Source organism: Mesorhizobium sp. M7A.F.Ce.TU.012.03.2.1, assembly GCF_004006095.1.
Classification (GTDB): Bacteria; Pseudomonadota; Alphaproteobacteria; order Rhizobiales; family Rhizobiaceae; genus Mesorhizobium.
Map to the genome: position 1 here is coordinate 1,928,609 of NZ_CP034779.1, position 18,890 is coordinate 1,947,498.

Sequence of the window (18,890 nt, forward strand, 5' to 3'; positions counted from 1 at the left end):
TACAAAAGGAAGAAGGAGTTGCAGCCAGAACAACTAGATAAGACTTCGGAAAACGAAGCATCGATCAAACCTCACATGGGAACTCAAAAATGAACAAGCTAAGATATGCAACTGCGCTCGCTGGCGTTGCCACGATCGCGCTCTCGTCAACCGTGGGATACTTGTCGGCGGCTGAATACAAGATCGGTGCTGCAATGGCCCAGACTGGAGCCCTGGCACCTTACGATCAACCTGGTCTGGCCGGCTTCAAGTTGGGCATCAAGGATTTGAATGCCAAGGGCGGTATCGGCGGCATGGCGACGGTCACCCTTGAAGTCATCGACACCCGCTCCGATACAGCAGCTACCGTGAACGCAGCCCAAAAATTGATCGAAGACGGAGTTCAGTTTCTCATTACCCCGGGCGATGCGGATCCTTCAATCGCAGCGGGCCAGATCGGACAGTCAGCGGGCATTCCGATGCTCAACCTGGCGGGTTCGCCCAGCCTGACACCTGCTGTCGGCGACTATATGTTTATTTCCTACCCGTCCGACACGGTTCAATCGGCTGCGTTGGCCAGCTACGCCGCAGAGACCGGCTATAAGACGGCATTTCTTTTGAAGTCACCAGACTCCGCCTATACGTCCAAATTCCCAGACTATTTTGGCGAGGCGTTTAAGAAAAAGGGTGGAAGTGTTGTCGGTGAAGCATCCTACTCGATGGGGCAGCCGGATTTTTCTGCTGTGGTTTCTCAAATCAAGGGATTAACACCGCAGCCTGACGTCATCATGACCACGGCGTATGAGCCGGACTTCCCAGCCTTCATCAAACAATTACGCGGTGCTGGGGTTAAGATTCCGGTCCTCGAATCGGATGCCATCGGCACTCCGACGGTATATGGGCTCGGTTCGGTGGTCGATGGCGTTGTCCAGTCCTCAGCCGGGTTTCCGACCCCAGGCAGCGGGATGGAAGCGTTCAACAAGCACTTCAAGGAGGAGACCGGACATGACGCGGAAACCTCGTATGAGGCTGCAGGATACGAATGGGCACAATTGCTCGATGCCGCAGCTCGCAAAGCCGGATCGCTCGAGCCGGCAAAGATCAGAGACGCGTTGGCTAGTCTGGAAGATGTGCAGACCGTTCTCGGCAAAGTGACATATGCTGGTACCGAGCGTGTTGCCCTGCGGGACGTTGCAATGATCCGCATCGAAGGCGGGAAGCCGACCTTTGTGAAGCTGTATCGACCAACGAAGGATGAAATCCCCAATCCTTAAGCTGGTAGGAACGCCAATGCTTCGTGTCGAGGGAATGAAAATACGCTACGGCGCCGTCGAGGCTGTCCATGGCGTCGATCTAAACGTTGGAAATGGAGAAATTGTCACGCTCATTGGCGCTAATGGCGCCGGCAAGAGTTCGATTCTTGCCGGCATCGCCGGCTCTATCCCACCTGCCGAGGGCCAGGTCTTTCTGGAAGGACAGCCACTCACCGGACTGCCCGCTGACGTCATCAGCCGAAAGGGAATATCGCTAACGCCGGAAGGCCGGCGCGTTTTCGCTCATCTTACAGTAGGCGAAAACCTGCATCTCGGGGGAGCCGCGTTCGCGAAAGGTGACAAGCTTCGGGCTCGCCGCGATGGCATGCTTTCCCGCTTTCCCATCCTTGCCGAGCGCATCGATCAAAAGGCTGGGAGCCTGTCAGGCGGTGAACAGCAGATGCTGGCGATCGCCCGATCTTTAATGAGTCAGCCCAACCTCTTGCTGCTGGACGAACCTTCCTTGGGCCTCGCACCTCAGACGATAGACAGGGTCTACGAGCTGATTGATGACCTGCGCAAGGAAGGGCTTACCATTCTGCTCGTTGAACAAAATGTCGAGTTGGCTCTATCGGTGGCCGATAGAGGTTACGTGGTAGCCAACGGTCGTATTGCTCTAAGTGGTACCGCATCTGAACTCGCTAACTCTGACCTGGTGCGGCAGGCATATTTGGCAATCTAGGAGGTCGTCATGGAATTCGTCCAGTACTTGGTTAATATTCTTAGCCTGGGTGGAATATACGCTCTCCTGGCACTAGGGCTGGCGATCGTCTTTTCGATCGTTGGACTCATTAATTTTGCACACGGCGAACTGATGACGATTGCAGGGTACCTTATCGTACTCTCGCTTTCATTAGGCTTGCCTTTGCCAATCGTTCTTCTAGTGGCCTGTCTGGGGGCGGCGCTCTCAGCGGTGCTGATGGATCGAATAGCCTTCCGTCCTATGCGGTCTTCATCCGTGACGACGCTCATGATTACAAGCTTTGGCGTGAGCACCATTTGCAAGGTTCTTTTTCAGAACGGAGTTTCCGCTCGCGGAAGAGCGGTCGCTTTGCCGGAATGGATGTCAGGAACTCTTACGTTCGGAGGCTTTCAAATCGGGATGGTTCCACTGACATCCATCGTTCTGACGGCATTAGCGCTGATCGGGCTCGACATTTTCTTGCGCAAGACCACTTTGGGCGTTGCCATGCGCGCCGCATCAGAAGACTTCGTCATGGTCAGTTTGCTTGGTTTGCGCGCAAACACAGTCATCGCGACGTCATTCGCGATATCGGGCCTTCTTGCCGGTATTGCAGCGGTATTGTGGATTTCGCAGCGTGGCTCGGTAGATCCGCTCATGGGCTTTACTCCGGTTCTGAAGGCCTTCATCGCTGCGATTATCGGTGGACTGGGCTCTTTGCGGGGAGCCGTGCTAGGCGGGTTTGTGCTCGGGGCGTTGGAGGTCGGTTCAGAACCGTTCCTGAGCACTGGAACCGCGCCATACCGGGACGCGATTGTCCTTCTGGCTGTAGTCCTTTTGTTGCTTGTCAAGCCGGATGGCCTGCTGCCAGCCTTACGCGGTGTTCGCTCGTGAATACGAACACTTGGGTGCCGGGATGAACCAGCCCGGATGCGAGAAGTACCGACGGCAACGAGCATCGCTGACGCCGGTATAGGTTTCAGCCCGTTGAGCAACATCATCAATGTGCCGCGACGTGGTGGATATATCAAGGGAGGAGAATAGCGATGGACTTAACACTAACTAGCGCCGAGCTGGTACGCAATGCTCGCGCACTCCGACCGCTTTTGCGTGCAAATGCGGAGGAGTCAGCAAAAAACAGACGGCTTGCGCAGGAAAGTGCTGCGGCTGTTCGAAGTGGCGGCTTTCTACAAAGTCTAGTGCCGCGCCGCAGCGGTGGTCACGAGGTTGATATCCAAACATATTGCGAGATTTGTGAGGAATTGGCCCGCGGCGACAGTGCGGCTGGTTGGCTCGCCATGGTCGCCAATAGCAGCGCATCTTTGATGGGGCTCATGCCTGACAAGACGCGCGAAGACGTCTTTGGCTCGGATCCTCGTGCGGTCGTCATTGGTCAATGGGCTCCCACAGGCAAGGCCGCTGCGGTTGAGGGTGGCTGGATGTTGACGGGCAAATGGCCCTGGGCATCCGGATGTTTCGAAGCGCAGTGGAGCTTCGTAGGCTCCCCTGTCTTGGATACCAGCGGTGCTTTGACCGACGTACGGCTTGCACTGGTGCCGACGTCCGAGCTGAAGATCGAAGACACGTGGCATGTCGCCGGTATGGCAGGGACGGGGAGCAATACCTTTGTGGGCACAGATATCTTCGTGCCAGAACACCGGACGATGCTCATCAGCGAAATGATTTCCGGTTTCAGTCGCGCGGACCATTCTGACGAACCTCTCTATCGGGCGCCGCTCATAACCGCGCTTCCGTTGGGCATATGTTCTGCGGCTGTCGGGATGGCGGAAGCAGCTTTCGATTTGACGTTGGAGAACCTCGAGCGCGGCAAGCCCATTGTAACATCCCTGTATGCAGATGCGAGGCAGTCCCCAAGCTACCAGCTAAACCTGGCGGATGCTCGTGGCCTTATCGACTCCGCAAAGTTGCATACCATGCGCGCGGCCAGCGATATCGATCGCGCGGTCAGCGACGGTAGGAGCATGACCGATCTTGAGCGAGCGCGCGTCCGACTTGACGCGGCGGTTGCGCAAAAACGCGTGCGCGAGGCCGTAGACCTGCTGCTGAACATAGGCGGAGCTTCGGTTTTCATGCTCAGTAATCCAGTCCAGCGGATCTGGCGCGACATAGAGACCTGCACGCGACATGCCTACATCAATGGCGACATTGGGCGCGAGATATACGCCCGGGCGCTGCTGAAGCTTGACCAGGTGAGTGCAGGCTTCTGAAAACTCAGTCTGCGATCAGTTCAGATAGTCATAGCTAGGGAGGATAGATGTGGACACGAACGATGCCTTCAGGGAAGCGATGGGCCGTTTCGCCGGGGCCGTCAATATCATCACCACGGAAGAAGGTGGCCTTCCCAGCGGTCTCATCGCCACTGCGGTTTGCAGTTTATCCTTCGATCCGCCGTCTGTTCTCGTTTGCATCAACAAGTCGGCCAGTTCGCACGACACGATTTTACGGCGCGGCATCTTCGCCGTAAATCTGCTATCTCCTGCGCTGTCCAATGTGGCGCGTCGATTTCAATCTCAAAAAGGTTCAGATCGATTCGAGAAGAAATATTGGGTCGCTGGCAAAACCGGGGCGCCGCTCCTTCTTGGCGCGCCGATGGCGCTCGACTGCAAACTTAGCCATACCCACGATGGTTTTTCGCACAGTATCTTGATCGGCGTCGTCACCGACGTGCAGCTTGGGGAAGGCGATTCCCACAATTCGCTGCTTTGGCAAGGTCGCCGATACCACAAGCCTATGGAATACGTTGAGCTGATACGTCGACCGGCAGACGTACAGATGATTTTCGAAGAAATGCTGTTTTAGGTCCGAAGCAAAGCGCGGTTCCGAGTATACCGTGGCTGCCTCTGGACAGCCGCGGTCAGTTTCGAAAAGGACGACCAGTGATTGATCTTTATCGACGCGAAAGCAATTCAATCTCGAACATGGCCCAGCTTCGGTTCTTTCCCCAGGCAATTGTCGGTGGAAAAGGATCGTATTTGCGGGGGGATGATGGTCGCCAGTTTCTCGATTTTTCGGCATCTTGGGGCGCTGCCAGCTTGGGGCATGCTCACCCTTCCGTTCGCGACGCAATTACGCGGGCGGCTGCAGATCAAGCTGGTGCAAGCTACCTCTCGTCCGCAAACGAACCCAGCGTGCTCCTTGCAGAGAAACTCTTGTCGCTAGTTCCCGAGCGCTGCCGCGGCCGGGTATGGTTGGGGCACTCCGGCTCGGATGCTAATGAAACTGTTGCTCGAATGGTTCTCGGAGCCACCGGACGCCGCCGAATATTGGCATTCAATGGCGCCTATCATGGTGGCACCAGCGGCTCCATGGCCGTTTCGGGTCATCCAGCGCTCAAAGATGTGGAGAAATTCGGCGGTCTGATCCTGGTGCCGTATCCGGACAGCTATGGGGCGGGTGATCCGGAAGCTGCAAGTGCCGCGACGCTGTCCTATCTGGACGAGGTATTCTCGACGGACGTCCGGCCAGAAGAAGTTGCTGCCTTCTTTATAGAACCGATCCAGGGCGATGGAGGATTGCTGGTTCCGCCTGTCGGTTTCTTTATCGAGATCGAACGGTTTTGTCGTCGGCACGGGATCCTTCTGGTGTGTGACGAAGTCAAGTTTGGCCTGGCTCGCACCGGACTTCTGCACGCCTTCGAACATTCCAGCATCGAGCCAGATATTGTGGTCTTCGGTAAAGGATTGGGCGGAGGCCTACCCATGTCCGCGATCGTGGGTCCAGAGCCCATCATGAATCACTCTCCAACGTTTTCTTACCAGACGTTACACGGCAATCCTATTTGCGCGGCGGCAGCATTGGCGGTCCTGGAGACAATCGAAAGGGATAGGCTGGTGGGCCATTCTGCAGAGGTCGGTTCTCATATGTTGGAGTCACTTGCTAGGCGGGTCAACGCGTGGGAGTTGGTCGGTGACGTGCGCGGCAGAGGACTTGCCATTGGAATTGAGCTTGTGAGCGATCGTGTGCGTCGCACTCCAGCCAAAATCGAGACGGCTCTTACCGTTTATAGAGCGTTTCAGCTTGGGCTCGTATTGTATTATGTCGGCTCGAATTCGAACGTCTTAGAACTTACACCGCCACTTACATTGAGTAAAAGTGAAGCCGACGAAGGCATCGCTATCATTGGTCAAGCTCTTCAAGATGTCGCCGCTGGGAAGGTTCCGATCGACTTGATCTCGTCATTTGGGGGCTGGTGAAATGCACGAGTTGGCCCGTATTCGGCCTATCATCAGTTGGACGACTCAGTCCTTGCAACAATGCGGTTTACACACGAGGTATCATCGTGACAAACGCTCCACCAGTTGAGCGCATTGAGAAAGACCCGCTTGGTCCTGTGAGCATACCGGCTGACGCGTACTACGGTCCGCAGACAGCGCGAGGGATCGCTAACTTCCCAATTTCGGGTATAGGGATCAGCCATTTTCCGAACTTCATCAAGGCGCTTGCCTACGTGAAAATGGCAGCGGCGCGCGCCAATGCCGCGCTCGGCGATCTCGACAAGCAAAAAGCCGATGTCATCTGCCAGGTCTGCGAGGAAATCGCGGCGGGCAGGCATCTTGGCGAATTCCCGCTCGATGTGTTTCAGGGCGGCGCCGGCACCTCGACCAACATGAACATCAACGAGGTCATTGCCAACCGTGGCTTGGAGATCATGGGACTGTCACGGGGAGAATATGACAAGCTACATCCCAACAATGACGTGAACTTCGCTCAGTCGACAAACGACGTTTATCCGACGTCGATCCGTCTTGCGATCCTTCTTTCGCGGGGGGCGCTGCAGCGAGCGTTGGAGCAGCTCGCGCACGAGTTGGAGGCCAAGGCCGAAGAGTTTTCGGACGTGATCAAACTGGGCCGCACGCAGTTGCAAGACGCAGTTCCGACGACGCTTGGCCAGGAGTTTCAGGCTTTCGCGACGACGCTGCGGGAAGATGTGGCCCGTCTCGGTGAGATTGCCGCCTTTTTCCATGAAATCAACCTCGGTGGCACCGCGATTGGCACCGGCATCAATACGAATCCCGACTATCAGGCGGCAGCTGTCGCGGAGTTGCGTGCGATTTCTGGCCTGCCCGTCGTCCCGGCCGGAAATCTGATCGAAGCCTGCTGGGATACCGGCGCCTTCGTGCTCTTCTCGGGAATGCTGAAGCGGACCGCCACGAAACTCTCAAAGATATGCAACGATCTGCGGCTGCTCTCCAGCGGCCCGCGTGGCGGCCTGAACGAAATCAATCTGCCAGCGCTTCAGCCCGGCTCCTCGATGATGCCCGGAAAGGTCAATCCTGTAGTGCCGGAGGTGGTCAACCAGGTCGCCTTCCAGATCATCGGGTACGATCTCACGATCACTCTAGCCTCCGAAGCGGGGCAGCTGCAGTTGAACGTGATGGAGCCGGTTATCGCGTACAACATACTGCACTCGCTGGAACTTCTGACCAATGCCGTCGATGTCCTGCGCACAAAGTGCATCGTCGGCATAACTGCCAATGCCGAGGCTTGCCGCAAACATCTCGAAGCCAGTACCGCCGTCGCAACGGCACTGACGCCTGCGATAGGCTACGAGCGGGCGGCAGAGCTTGCGAAGGAGGTCTTGGCCTCCGGCAAAACTATTCGCGAAGTCCTGGCCTTGCAGCCGGACCTTTCGGAGGATCTCATCGCGCAAACCGCCGATCCGCACCTTTTGACCCGCCCAACGCGATCACAATTGGCATCATAGTAGCCGGCTGGAGTCATGAGTCTTTGCGAGGCGGCGAATTCCGCCCCAATCTAAAAAAGGAAACAGGTGATGGACGTTCGCGCTGCAGTAGCTACAGAGGCTGGCAAACCCCTCGAAATAATGACCGTGCAACTCGAGGGTCCGCGCGAAGGCGAGGTGCTGGTCCAGATCAAGGCGACCGGCATCTGTCACACCGACGAGTTCACGCTGTCGGGCGCCGATCCGGAAGGCTTGTTTCCGGCCATCCTTGGTCATGAGGGCGCCGGCGTGGTGGTCGATGTCGGCAAGGGCGTCACCTCGGTCAAGAAGGGCGACCATGTCATTCCGCTCTATACGCCGGAGTGCCGGCAGTGCCCGTCCTGCCTGTCGCGCAAGACCAATCTGTGCACGGCGATCCGCGCCACGCAAGGCCAGGGCTTGATGCCGGACGGCTCGTCGCGCTTCTCGATCGGCAACGACAAGATCTTCCACTATATGGGCTGTTCGACCTTCTCGAACTTCACTGTGCTGCCCGAGATCGCGCTGGCCAAGGTCAATCCCGACGCCCCCTTCGACAAGATCTGCTACATCGGCTGTGGCGTCACCACCGGTATTGGCGCCGTCATCAACACCGCCAAGGTCGAGCAAGGCGCGACCGCGGTCGTCTTCGGCCTCGGCGGCATCGGGCTGAATGTCATCCAGGGCCTGAAACTTGCCGGCGCCGACATGATCATCGGCGTCGATCTCAACAACGACAAGAAGGCCTGGGGCGAGAAATTCGGCATGACGCATTTCGTCAATCCAAAGGAGATCGACGGCGATGTCGTGCCCCACCTGGTCAACATGACCAAGCGCGGCGCCGACCAGATCGGCGGCGCCGACTACACATTCGACTGCACGGGCAGCACCAAGGTGATGCGTCAGGCGCTGGAAGCGTCGCATCGCGGCTGGGGCAAGTCGGTCGTCATCGGCGTTGCCGGCGCCGGCCAGGAGATCTCGACGCGGCCATTCCAGCTGGTCACCGGACGCACCTGGATGGGCACTGCCTTTGGCGGCGCACGCGGCCGCACCGATGTGCCGAAGATCGTTGACTGGTACATGGACGGCAAGATCCAGATCGACCCGATGATCACCCACTTGCTGAAGCTCGAGGACATCAACAAGGGTTTCGATCTCATGCATGAGGGCAAATCGATCAGGAGTGTCGTGGTTTACTGAAGACAACCACAAGCCGCCGACCAACCGGCCTGCGACCTCTGTGGTTCACAAGTGGGAGGAGAAGAAAATGGCGGAGAAACTGCATCCGAAAATCGACAATGGCTTACCCAGGGAAAGCGCAAGCTTTGCCGGCGGCACGCTGGTCTGCGCCTGCACCAGCAAGCCGGTGAAGGTCAAGGTCAAGGGTCAGATCGCCCACAACCATGCCTGCGGCTGCACTAAATGCTGGAAGCCGGAAGGCGCGGTGTTCTCGGTCGTTGCGGTGGCCGGCACGGGCGACGTCACCGTCACCGAGAATGGCGACAAGTTGAAGGTGGTCGATCCCTCGTCGCTGATCCTGCGCCATGCCTGCACCGGCTGCGGTGTCCATATGCACGGGCCGGTCGAACGCGACCACCCGTTCAAAGGCTTGTCCTTCATCCATCCCGAGCGCTTCGAGGAGGATGGCTGGTCGCCGCCGGGCTTTACCGCCTTTGTCTCATCGATCATCGAGTCCGGTGTGGATCCGAAGGGGATGGACGGCATCCGGGCGCAGCTGAAGACAATCGGGCTCGAACCCTATGATTGCCTCAATCCCGGCCTGATGGACTATATCGCCACCTGGACGGCGAAGAAGTCCGGCGCGCTGCCGGCCTGACAGGCTTGGAATTTTAGGTTTGGGGCCGGAGGTATTTCCGGCCCCTCAACTGTGTGTGCGTGGTGTGAGAAGTGGCCAGTCCTTAGCCTATGCAGCTGGAAGCAAAGGTTGCTCATAAGGAGCCTCAAGCAGAGGAAGATGTGCCTTGGCACACTTTCGCCGTGCGTTTTCCGGAGCAATTCCGCCATGATTGCGACTCAGCCGCCATGTCTTCGCGCTTAGCACCTACCTCGGCCACGCCTTCGTCACCGATACTTACTGATATCTGCCAAGCAGCATCAAACAATCCGCGACCAGCGTGAATCCTCCCGGTACCGCGACTTCTGATTGATTAACATTGTAACGTTCGAAGAATTTTCTGTGCATTACTTATTGCTTGGCGTCCCCTGTGCTCGCGCGGCGAGGCAAGGCCTTGCACGCTCGTCCGGTTCGTTGAGTTCCGGAAATGGGGTCACTGACCAGCCAATTACCTCGGCGGCATGTCGAAGTATCATCTGGGTCAGAGCATGACTGGGCAAAGCGGCGACGACATGGCCAATCACGTCTCGGTAATCGCCTGTCCGAACGTAAGTGCCAAGCTGACCCCATCTGGCGCGGTTTGAGGTGATGAGCGAGAGATAGTGACACTGAAGGAGCCGAGGAGCTTGCAGTGCCAATTTCTATGTCTGCGCCTATGCCTGATGATAGGAGCTTCCATGTCCTTGAGGCGGTTGCGAACCGGCTGGACGCAAGTCCGCAGCGTCCGCGGCGGCGCTGGTCGGCGGAAGCGAAGGCACGGCTGGTTGAAGAGTCCCTGAAGCCAGGGGCGATGCTGCTGTGCGCCGCGGCGGTGCATAAAGGTGCGGGGAGCTAGTCGTAACGCACATTGAACGGTCGCCGATCCCAGAGTGACCCCTCAGGCGGTGGAGGCGATGATTGCTCGATTTCGCGGCCGCCTTAACGAACTTGGTGGGTTGATTGCCGTACCCTTCAGTTCGCGCACCACGAAAGCGACCGCCTCCGCCTTGACGCTCAGCATCGATCTACGGAGTGATGGCCGGCGCGCTATCAGCTTGCCGCTCGTCCCAGATGTGGATGCAGAGCAAACGGAGGGCGTACCCGATCTTGGCCCGCGCGCACCCGACAGGTCTCTGGCTCGTCATCAGGCCCTGATTGACCTCTTGGCTCGAGAACCGCTCGTTCGGCGTGTTGAACTTCCACTACGTCTCGAGTCGGGATCGGCCAGTTCGATTGGGCTCGGAGCCGAAGCCTTAGTCCAGCCACCGGTTGCAAATCAGAGCTATCCTGTGGTTGGTGTCATCGACTCGGGCGTTGCTGCGATCCCCCAACTCGAACCTTGGCGAGCAGGAACGGCGGGTCTGATCTCGCCGGCGGATCGCGATGAGGCGCATGGGTCCTTTATAGCAGGGCTGCTTGCGAGTGGCGGTGGGCTGAACCCAACGATCGCGAACCGTCTTGAGCCAACGCCGTGCCGCTTTTTTGATATTGACGTCTTGCCGCGCCGCGGTCTCCTTGGTCAATATTACCAAACCCCTGACGAATTTTTCGACTAACTCGAAACCCAGATCGAAGCCGCGAAGGCGGAGGGTGTGCGTGTATTCAATATGAGCCTCGGTGCTCCGGGCGTGCGTCAAGGGTTGGGGTACAGTAGCTTCGCCGCCAGCCTCGATCGTATAGCGCTAACGCACGACGTGATCTTTTTGGTTTCGGCTGGGAATCTCCGCGGTCGCGATGCGCGGCCCGAATGGTCGGCCACGGCCGAAGATGCGCTCGAAATGTTGGCCACCCGCGCAATCGCAGAGGAGCGTATTACGGCGCCTGGTGAGCATCTTTTCGGCATCACGGTTGGAGCGATCAACGCTCCGAGCGTATTGGGTGCGGTGGCTGACGTTCCGACGACCTATACCCGTCGTGGACCCGGTCCTGGCGGCGCACGTAAGCCAGAACTTGCTCATATTGGCGGGGTTTCACCGCGAGCTGGAAGTTCTTGCGGCCTTCATTCCATCGGCGTTGACGGCCGGTTGGTCGAAGGTTCTGGTACAAGCTATGCGACCCCGCTCGTCACGGGTTCCTTAGCCGCGCTTGACCATCGGCTGGAAGGCCAGGCTCCACGAGAAACGCTTCTCGCGCTGAGCGTCCACAAGGCCGAAAAGCCGCATATACTATGTGCGAAGCCCTTGCGTACGGTCGCGCGAGATTTTGTCGGGTTTGGCGTGCCACGCCACGCCGATGCATGCTTGTCGGATGATTTGAACAGTATAACTCTGGTATTTGCAGACATATTGCCGCCACGCCGCGAACTGTCTTTTATCTTCACGTGGCCGCGTTCGTTGGTAACGACGGAAGGGAAATGCCGTGGCCGGATCGACGTAACACTGGCTCACACGCCTCCCATCGATGCGGCGTTCGACGCCGAATGCCAACGGGTGCAGCTTGGCGTTGGTCTCCACCAGCTCGAGGAAAAGGAGAACGACGATGGCGAACTGGTTCCCGATCCGCAACAGCGGCTGAACGCATGCGACAGCCAGCTGCCACAGCATCTCGACTACACCGAGCGCTATCTTCTGGAAAATGGGCTCAAGTGGACGCCGATAAAGCGCTATGAAAAGAACATCCCGAAGGGTTGTGGGACGACAAGCGAGTGGAAGCTGTCACTGAAGGGCTTAACACGCGCCGGAGCTCTGTACCCCGAGGAAGGAGTGCGCTTCGCGGTTCTGATGACCATCGCGGATCCACGCGGCACTGCTCCAGTGTACGAGGAGGTTCGTGCCGAGATATTGCGTCGCGGCCTAAGGCTCGCCGACATCACGGTCGCACAACGACTCCGGACGCGAGGATAGCGCTCGGCTTCGCATTGTGTGTCTGGTAGGTCTGGCGCAGAAGTCGCCGAACTCGAAGGGTGGGGCTCATGGGCGAAGCCAAAAGAAGAAAGCAGAATGCAGCTCTCGCCTCGACGATGGACGCTGAGCTGGGCGAAAAAGTTCTGAGGCAAGCTTATCAGAACACGTGCCGGGCGTTCGATGTTTATTCAGATAATCTTGTCGACGCGCTGATCGCTTCATATGCGGGGCGGAATGCTTCTCTCGATTTGGTGGCTCGAAACAATCCCCAGGGTGTCGCCGCCTGCCGAGCTGGTTGTTCCGCGTGCTGCCACCAGATGGTGCTCTGCAGTCCGTTCGAGATATTCATCCTTGCGCAACTGCTGCTCTCGACGCGCACAGATGATGAACTGGCAAGCATCGAGCGTCGCTTGTCCGAAATATCGAAACTTCCATTGAACCCTGATGCGAGATATGGGAGCCACGCTACCTGTCCGCTTCTCGTGGACAATCAGTGTTCGGTCTATGACCGCCGGCCGGCCGTCTGCCGTGCGCTGTTTTCGAATTCGAGGGAAAGGTGTGAACAGGCCTTGGCCGGTGGCGCCGGCGACGTCGCATTTCTCGTCCATCCGAAGTTGATTTCGTCTGCGTTGCAGGTCGGAATCGACAGTGCTTTGCACCTGAAACGTGGACTGAACACAGAACTCGCAGAGATGTGCGGCTCGCTGCTTGTAGCTTTGCGGGACTTTGATGCATCCCTCTCTGTTTGGTTGGATGGGGGCGATCCATTTTCGGTTTTCCACGCGCAGCGAGACGGTGCACCGTCAAATGCTCAGCTCGTGGAGAACGTCGCGGCTCGACTGGGGCTTTGAGGTCGAACGCCCACCACCTTGACGGAAGGATTGCGGTTTCCGAGATTTTAGAATGCAACCATTCATCGTAGACATTTGGTGCGGATCAAGGGACCATAGCGATGGATCAGCTCAGAGCTGTCGAACTGAAACTGGTGGATGATCTGTTCGGAATAAGCTCCGGATGGGTACTCGATTTCACGAACGCAACATTTGACGATTTCTTCCGCAGGGAGGTCGGTATCGACATCTACGATGAGGCGTATGCATCTGGGAGTGGAAGCAAGGGGAAGCGCCTGCGGGCGCTACTGACGATTGGGCAGCCACGAGCCATTGTCCGGGCACTGACGGCATTGTGGGAATACCGCGAAACCACCCGCATCAGCAGGGGAGATCCGGAGACCGTTGTCAATGCCCGAGCGCGGCTCAGTTCGATTGTCGAGAGACTAGGTGGAGCCCTATTGCCGTCTTTCGACATCAATGTCGGTTCGTCCCCAGCACAATCTCATGCCGCAATGAAGGCAGGCCCAGATCATGCGGCACTTGATCGTCTCGAACGCGACTTTATAGCGCTCTTTGCGATGACGGATGAGCCTCACGCTCGGGGATATCACTTCGAGCGCCTCCTGACTGCATTGTTTAATGCCTGGGATATGGACGCGAGGGGAGGGTTCCGGCTGGCGGGCGAGCAGATCGACGGGTCGTTCCAACATGGGGCGATCACATATCTCCTCGAGGCGAAGTGGCATCGTGCGAAGACTGGAGCTGAAAACCTACATGCCTTTCAGGGAAAGCTGAGCGAGCGTCTCGAAGGGACGAGAGGGCTGTTCGTCAGCTTCGAAGGCTTTACGGATGGAGCTCTCGAGGCATTCACAGCCAGGCGAATTATTCTCTCCGACGGGATGGACATTTTCGACGCGTTGAAGCGAAGGATTTCGTTTCCCGACATCATCGTTGCCAAGGCTCGGTACGCCTCGGAGTATCGCAACCCGTTCGCACGTGTGCGGACTCTGTTCCCGGCGTAGCGGCCGACTGCTGCAAGTACGACCGGAGCATACGATTCAGGCAAAGAACTTCGGTGACGATAAGCCTGTGAATTGGCGTGCAAAATTGACCCCATAATGGAGTGGGTCCTCGGGCACGACAGAGTGGGTTCTCAGTAATTGACCGGGCGGCCGAGCTTTCAGAGGATGAAGGCCCATGGCAAAGCACCGAACCCACAGTGTCGAGTTCAAGCGGCAGGTTTCGCAGGAGTATGTCGGCGGCGAGACCTGCATGGACTTCGACCTACACGTGCGCAAAGCCCCCTTGGCAGTACCAGTCACTGTTCGCGAGGGCCCGATACGTTGCCGTCCGCCATCCGTTCATATTCGCCGCCCGACAGCTATCCGCGAATTGCTGCAGTAGCAGGCGCACTTCGTCTGGGCCGCCATTTGCGAAATGTGTCGTCAGCAGGTTGTGCAAGTCGGTCAGCTCTTGTGCCCCCTTGGCAGCATATAATCGCGCGAGTTTTAGCATTTGAAATTGGCGCAATACCCGAGCCGTCAGCGTGTCACTCCATCCAGGTGGTGGCGAAACAAGGAAGCGTAGGGCAGCGGGCGCACTTTCGACGACCTCGGCTACCAGCCAGAGATCACCCTCAATGTCGTCATAATATGATGAAACGCCTCTTCATCCGCCGTCAGCGGCCGGGCATCAGATTTCGCCTTGTTGCAGTCATGACACGCAGGGACAAGATTCCAGGGAGCTACCGCGAGCGCTGGATAGCGGGTTTTTGGAAGGTAGTGATCGAGAGTGGACACGATATGCTGTCCGCATAGAGGACATCGGCCATATTTCGGTGCGGCGAGTAGCTCGTCATAGATAGTTCGCCCCGGGCTCCCTCTTGCGACCATTCTTCCGGAGTACACGCCCGACATCTCCTTGATTGTCACGACGCCGTCGACGTTTGGGCTAGGCTCGATAGTATGAATTTCGTTGTTGGACGCTGCTTCGTCGAAGTCGATTGAGGCCTGAATGATCGTGGTGGTGACGCTCTCAAGTCGCCCTTTTACTTTCCATCACAGCTATCAGTCGCGTTGCCGACGTTGGTCTTCGCGCCTTCGCAGGCTGCGTGGCGATGCAAGGTGTGATTGTCACGACAGATATAACTCCAGCTGTTACTCGGTGGTTCTGTTCTGCCGCTAGAAATAGCGCACGATGTCGAAGAAAGAGTTCGTGCCACTCAACCTGCTCGCCAAGTTGGCAGGAATCTCTCGACAGGCAATTTGGAAGGCCTGCCTGCGTGGCAACTGGCGAGGGCACTCGCTGGAGGTGCGCGTCATTCAGGGTAAGGGCGGCAACGCGGGCAACCAGTATCTTGTCAGTTTGACTTCCCTCCCACCGGAGTTGCAACGCCGGTTGAGGCCCATTCAAACGCAGGTCCAAACCCTTCGAAGCAGATCGCAACCCCAGGCCGGCACGGCCGAGCTGACAAAGGCAAGAAACGGGTTGTCATCAGTCGGCAGTGGGATGCTCTGGTACCGTTCGACGCTCTCACCAAGACCAAGATTGCAGAGGATCTAAAACAGGAAATCCGAGGCCTTCTTGCGGGCGGCGCAGCTTGGGGACACGTAAAGGTCTTGGCCCGCAACTTCCTGGTAGAGACCTCCAGGTCGTGGGGATTCCGCCCCAGCGATCCAGCGAGTTTTGAGCAAGCCTGTTCGATCCCGTGGACGCTCGTTTCGGAGGAGCTTCATTATCGGAAGGTCCACCAGTTTCGAGCGAACCGCAAAGCCTATGAGGACAGCCTCCCCCGGGGGAGGCGCTCCATCGAAGGCATGCGCCCGATGGAATTGGTCGTCGGAGATGTGCACCCCATCGATATCCACCTGACGCGGGCGGACGGCTCGATTTGTACTGCGAAGCTGATCGGGTTCCTTGATTGGGCGACTGGTCGCGTCTGGTGTGACTTGATCGCATTCGACACGCGCGGCGGTGTCAACAACCGCGATGTGATCGAAGTATTTGCGGCCATGGTGGAGCACCCCGCCTTTGGCCTGCCTGAAGCCCTCTACATCGATAACGGCAAGGAATACGGGTTCGCGACGTACCTGGACGATGCCATGACACTGACGGTGCCCGGGTTCCATGGGCCGGGTCGCTCGACGCGAGTTATAAACGCTTTGCCCTACAACGCCCCAGCAAAGCCAATCGAACGCTGGTTCGGCGACTTCGAGTCCCGCTATCTGAGCACGCTGCCGGGCTGGATTTCCGGCAACCGTATGAACAAGCGCCAGGAGGCGATCGGCCGGACCGTTGCGCCATACGGCACCTTCGAAGATTTCGTTCCGGCGTTCTTCGGTCTTTTGAAGGCCTATCACAGCGTACCTATGGGAAAGCAAAGCGGCCTCAAGGGGCTTTCGCCCAACACCACTTTTCAAAAGCACGTGGCTGCCGGTTGGTCTGCGATCACCATGAGCCGGGACGAGGTCCGGGCGGCTGTAGCACGCCGTGTCGAACGCACCGTGATCCAAGGCGCGATCAAACTCCGTGGACGTCGCTGGACCTGCGAAGAGCTGTGGCAGTACGCGCATGAAAAGGTGCTGGTCTGCGAGCCTGTCTATCATACGCCGGCCGAGCTGCTGTTGCTGGACATGAAGGGCAAAAGGCTCGGGATCGCAACCCCCGATGTCGCACTTCATCCACTTGATCATCGTGGCACCCAAAGCACGGCAGCACGAGCAAAGGCGCATCGCGATGCGATCGTGGACATGGCTCGCTCGGTCCCGAACATCGACGTTGCAGCTCGCCTGATAACGCTTGGTCGGGATCAACCTGTCGTCATCCCCAACCAGCCGACGGGCAAAATGTTGCTCGAGCCCGTCTGAGCGGCCGGCCCGGATCGTGATGCCGAAGAAGCCTTCGAGCTCCGAAGAGCGCCGTCGCGAACAGGACGAGCGCATAGCCGCTCAGATGGACTTGGTGAAGAGGATCGTGGGATGACGATGTTCGTTGAAGCCCGCGCTGCGCTCACCATGCGCGCCGCTTCGATATGGCGGTCAAGATGCGATATCCAGTGCTTGCGGTCGGCAAAGCCGGACTCGGAAAGACTGTAGCGCTCAGGTGGATAGCCGACCAGAGTGGAGCTGCCTACTGTGAGGTTGCGCAGCATAACAGGGCCATCAGGCCAATGTTCAAGATGCTGCACGACGCCTACGGCGTCCAAAAGGACAGCAAGCACACATACGATCTTGCGAAGGATTGCATGAACTTTTTGGGCGGGCGGTACGGCCCGACGCGCCCGTTGCTGGTGGACGAATATCAGAACTTCACGCCCACCGTGCTGCGGAGCTGCTGCATCTTCAGGAGCGCTGCGGTTTCCCGTTGCTGCTCGCGGGTAACACTCATCGGTTAGCGAGCACGAGGCGTGACACCCACGCTATGGATCAGATCGAAAGCCGTATCGGCATGCGTTTCGAGATCGGCCAGCCGACGCGGGAGGACTGCGTGAGGATAGGCGCCGAACAGGTTGCATGCGGGCGACCGGCAGCCGCAAGGCCGCCTGCGTTGACCCACGGTTTGCCATGGTGCGCACAGTACCGCGCACGACCTCCGAAGCCCGGCTTAATTCCGGACAACGACAGATAATTCCGGACGGCACAACGCTCGTACGATGTCGTGGGTCTACAGCCATCGGTCAGAGCTGCTCCTGCGAGCGGAATTCTTGAGGCGTGCGCAGATAACTGGCCCGGAAAACCCGGTTCAGATGCGAACCGTCGCAAAATCCACACTCTAGTGCAATCTCAGAAATAGACTTGTCCGTTCTCAGCAAAAGATGGCGCGCATGATCGAGCCTGATCTGCGTGTAGAGGGCTTGAGGTGAGCTACGGAGTTCCGACCGAAAGTGGCGTTCAACCAGTCGTTTGTTTATGCCGAGCTTGTCGGCTAAGCGGCCGATGGTGAGTGGGACTTCAAGGTGATGTTGCATCATCAGCATAGCTCGTTTCACAATTTCGTCCCGGGCGACGACCTGTAGGCTTCCAGTTGGCTGGGCCGTCTCACCCTTCGCTGCCTCGTTGAACATCATGATCCGCAAGCTCTTGGCGGCCAGGGCTTTACCGAGATGACGGTCGACGAGAAAGGCGGCGAGATGGGCAGCGCTCGCGCCGCCGGAACAGGTAAGCCGGTCTCGATCGACGACGAAAATCTGATCAGAAACAGCCTGAAGCCCTTCGAAGTGCCTGAGGAAATCTAAACCGTGAAACCAACTGACACAACACTTGTAGCCATCCATCAGGCCGGCGCGGTGCAAAACGAATGAGCCCGTACACAGCCCGACGAGTGGTATGCCTGCCTCGGCAGCGTGTCGAAGATGGTCGTCGAAGCGCGCGTCGACCAGGAGGCTTTCCTCTTCGAGAACCCCGCCTACGACCACCAGGTAGTCGAAGCGGCGAAGGTCTCCAATCCTTTCATGGGGTGAGATTGCAACGCCGCAACTGGCCAGGATCGGCAACATGTCGGGTGAAATGATGCGCCACTGGCAGCGGATTGGGCGGCTCCGGTCTCCGTCGTCTGCAGCCAAGCGTAGCACATCGACGAAATTGGCAAACGCGCCGAGGGTAAACCGATGGAGCAGGAGGAATCCGACGGACAAGGGGGCAGAGCCCCGGGCAAGCCTTGCTGCCTGATTCCTGGATGAACCAGGG

The 18,890-nt window shown here is 58.0% G+C and carries 16 protein-coding genes; 15 read left to right on the top strand and 1 reads right to left on the bottom strand.

The genetic code is table 11. The annotated features are described in order from the left end of the window. The first annotated feature begins 89 nt into the window (after positions 1 to 89). The 15 genes from EJ079_RS09330 to EJ079_RS34265 all read left to right on the top strand — a co-directional run bounded on the left by EJ079_RS09330 (position 90) and on the right by EJ079_RS34265 (position 17,599). Positions 90 to 1,253 (top strand): ABC transporter substrate-binding protein, encoded by a 1,164-nt coding sequence (locus EJ079_RS09330; RefSeq protein WP_127808859.1) that lies wholly within the window; start codon positions 90 to 92, stop codon positions 1,251 to 1,253. Positions 1,254 to 1,269: 16 nt separating this feature from the next. Next, positions 1,270 to 1,974 (top strand): ABC transporter ATP-binding protein, encoded by a 705-nt coding sequence (locus EJ079_RS09335; protein ID WP_127808860.1) that lies wholly within the window; start codon positions 1,270 to 1,272, stop codon positions 1,972 to 1,974. A 9-nt stretch (positions 1,975 to 1,983) separates the two neighbouring features. After that, positions 1,984 to 2,868 (top strand): branched-chain amino acid ABC transporter permease, encoded by an 885-nt coding sequence (locus tag EJ079_RS09340; RefSeq protein ID WP_127808861.1) that lies wholly within the window; start codon positions 1,984 to 1,986, stop codon positions 2,866 to 2,868. A gap of 152 nt (positions 2,869 to 3,020) precedes the next feature. Then, entirely contained in the window at positions 3,021 to 4,202 is a 1,182-nt protein-coding gene (locus EJ079_RS09345; protein ID WP_127808862.1) for an acyl-CoA dehydrogenase family protein, read from the top strand. Between the two features lie 49 nt (positions 4,203 to 4,251). Then, positions 4,252 to 4,794 (top strand): flavin reductase family protein, encoded by a 543-nt coding sequence (locus EJ079_RS09350; RefSeq protein WP_210214658.1) that lies wholly within the window; start codon positions 4,252 to 4,254, stop codon positions 4,792 to 4,794. A 77-nt stretch (positions 4,795 to 4,871) separates the two neighbouring features. Beyond that, positions 4,872 to 6,188, top strand: coding sequence for an aspartate aminotransferase family protein (locus tag EJ079_RS09355; protein WP_127808864.1), 1,317 nt, complete (start codon positions 4,872 to 4,874; stop codon positions 6,186 to 6,188). Positions 6,189 to 6,274: 86 nt separating this feature from the next. Then, positions 6,275 to 7,699, top strand: coding sequence for an aspartate ammonia-lyase (locus tag EJ079_RS09360; protein WP_127808865.1), 1,425 nt, complete (start codon positions 6,275 to 6,277; stop codon positions 7,697 to 7,699). Positions 7,700 to 7,768: 69 nt separating this feature from the next. Next, the gene (locus EJ079_RS09365) at positions 7,769 to 8,896 is read left to right on the top strand and encodes an S-(hydroxymethyl)glutathione dehydrogenase/class III alcohol dehydrogenase (RefSeq protein ID WP_127808866.1); all 1,128 of its coding nucleotides are present in this window, start codon (positions 7,769 to 7,771) and stop codon (positions 8,894 to 8,896) included. A gap of 67 nt (positions 8,897 to 8,963) precedes the next feature. Further along, on the top strand, positions 8,964 to 9,533 hold the full coding sequence (gene gfa / locus EJ079_RS09370; protein ID WP_127808867.1) for an S-(hydroxymethyl)glutathione synthase: 570 nt from the start codon (positions 8,964 to 8,966) through the stop codon (positions 9,531 to 9,533). A gap of 887 nt (positions 9,534 to 10,420) precedes the next feature. Beyond that, complete coding sequence (locus EJ079_RS09380; protein WP_127808868.1) at positions 10,421 to 11,086, top strand: hypothetical protein; 666 nt, start codon at positions 10,421 to 10,423, stop codon at positions 11,084 to 11,086. A gap of 12 nt (positions 11,087 to 11,098) precedes the next feature. After that, on the top strand, positions 11,099 to 12,373 hold the full coding sequence (locus EJ079_RS09385) for a S8 family peptidase (protein ID WP_281040161.1): 1,275 nt from the start codon (positions 11,099 to 11,101) through the stop codon (positions 12,371 to 12,373). Positions 12,374 to 12,441: 68 nt separating this feature from the next. Beyond that, complete coding sequence (locus EJ079_RS09390) at positions 12,442 to 13,224, top strand: YkgJ family cysteine cluster protein (protein WP_127808870.1); 783 nt, start codon at positions 12,442 to 12,444, stop codon at positions 13,222 to 13,224. 101 nt (positions 13,225 to 13,325) lie between these two features. Then, positions 13,326 to 14,228, top strand: coding sequence for a restriction endonuclease (locus tag EJ079_RS09395; protein ID WP_127808871.1), 903 nt, complete (start codon positions 13,326 to 13,328; stop codon positions 14,226 to 14,228). A 1,596-nt stretch (positions 14,229 to 15,824) separates the two neighbouring features. Beyond that, positions 15,825 to 17,072 (top strand): hypothetical protein, encoded by a 1,248-nt coding sequence (locus EJ079_RS09400; RefSeq protein WP_127808872.1) that lies wholly within the window; start codon positions 15,825 to 15,827, stop codon positions 17,070 to 17,072. Between the two features lie 176 nt (positions 17,073 to 17,248). Beyond that, positions 17,249 to 17,599 (top strand): AAA family ATPase, encoded by a 351-nt coding sequence (locus EJ079_RS34265; protein WP_348629737.1) that lies wholly within the window; start codon positions 17,249 to 17,251, stop codon positions 17,597 to 17,599. Positions 17,600 to 17,881: 282 nt separating this feature from the next. Here the strand turns inward: EJ079_RS34265 and EJ079_RS09410 are convergent, their stop codons facing one another. Then, on the bottom strand, positions 17,882 to 18,838 hold the full coding sequence (locus tag EJ079_RS09410; protein ID WP_127808873.1) for a GlxA family transcriptional regulator: 957 nt from the start codon (positions 18,836 to 18,838) through the stop codon (positions 17,882 to 17,884). Positions 18,839 to 18,890: the final 52 nt, after the last annotated feature.

What these genes read in the sequence shown, in the direction of transcription:
- EJ079_RS09330 (WP_127808859.1), top strand. Translation starts at nt 90, where the DNA reads ATGAACAAGCTAAGATATGCAACTGCGCTCGCTGGCGTTGCCACGATC.
- EJ079_RS09335 (WP_127808860.1), top strand. Translation starts at nt 1,270, where the DNA reads ATGCTTCGTGTCGAGGGAATGAAAATACGCTACGGCGCCGTCGAGGCT.
- EJ079_RS09340 (WP_127808861.1), top strand. Translation starts at nt 1,984, where the DNA reads ATGGAATTCGTCCAGTACTTGGTTAATATTCTTAGCCTGGGTGGAATA.
- EJ079_RS09345 (WP_127808862.1), top strand. Translation starts at nt 3,021, where the DNA reads ATGGACTTAACACTAACTAGCGCCGAGCTGGTACGCAATGCTCGCGCA.
- EJ079_RS09365 (WP_127808866.1), top strand. Translation starts at nt 7,769, where the DNA reads ATGGACGTTCGCGCTGCAGTAGCTACAGAGGCTGGCAAACCCCTCGAA.
- gfa (WP_127808867.1), top strand. Translation starts at nt 8,964, where the DNA reads ATGGCGGAGAAACTGCATCCGAAAATCGACAATGGCTTACCCAGGGAA.
- EJ079_RS09390 (WP_127808870.1), top strand. Translation starts at nt 12,442, where the DNA reads ATGGGCGAAGCCAAAAGAAGAAAGCAGAATGCAGCTCTCGCCTCGACG.
- EJ079_RS09395 (WP_127808871.1), top strand. Translation starts at nt 13,326, where the DNA reads ATGGATCAGCTCAGAGCTGTCGAACTGAAACTGGTGGATGATCTGTTC.
- EJ079_RS34265 (WP_348629737.1), top strand. Translation starts at nt 17,249, where the DNA reads ATGCGATATCCAGTGCTTGCGGTCGGCAAAGCCGGACTCGGAAAGACT.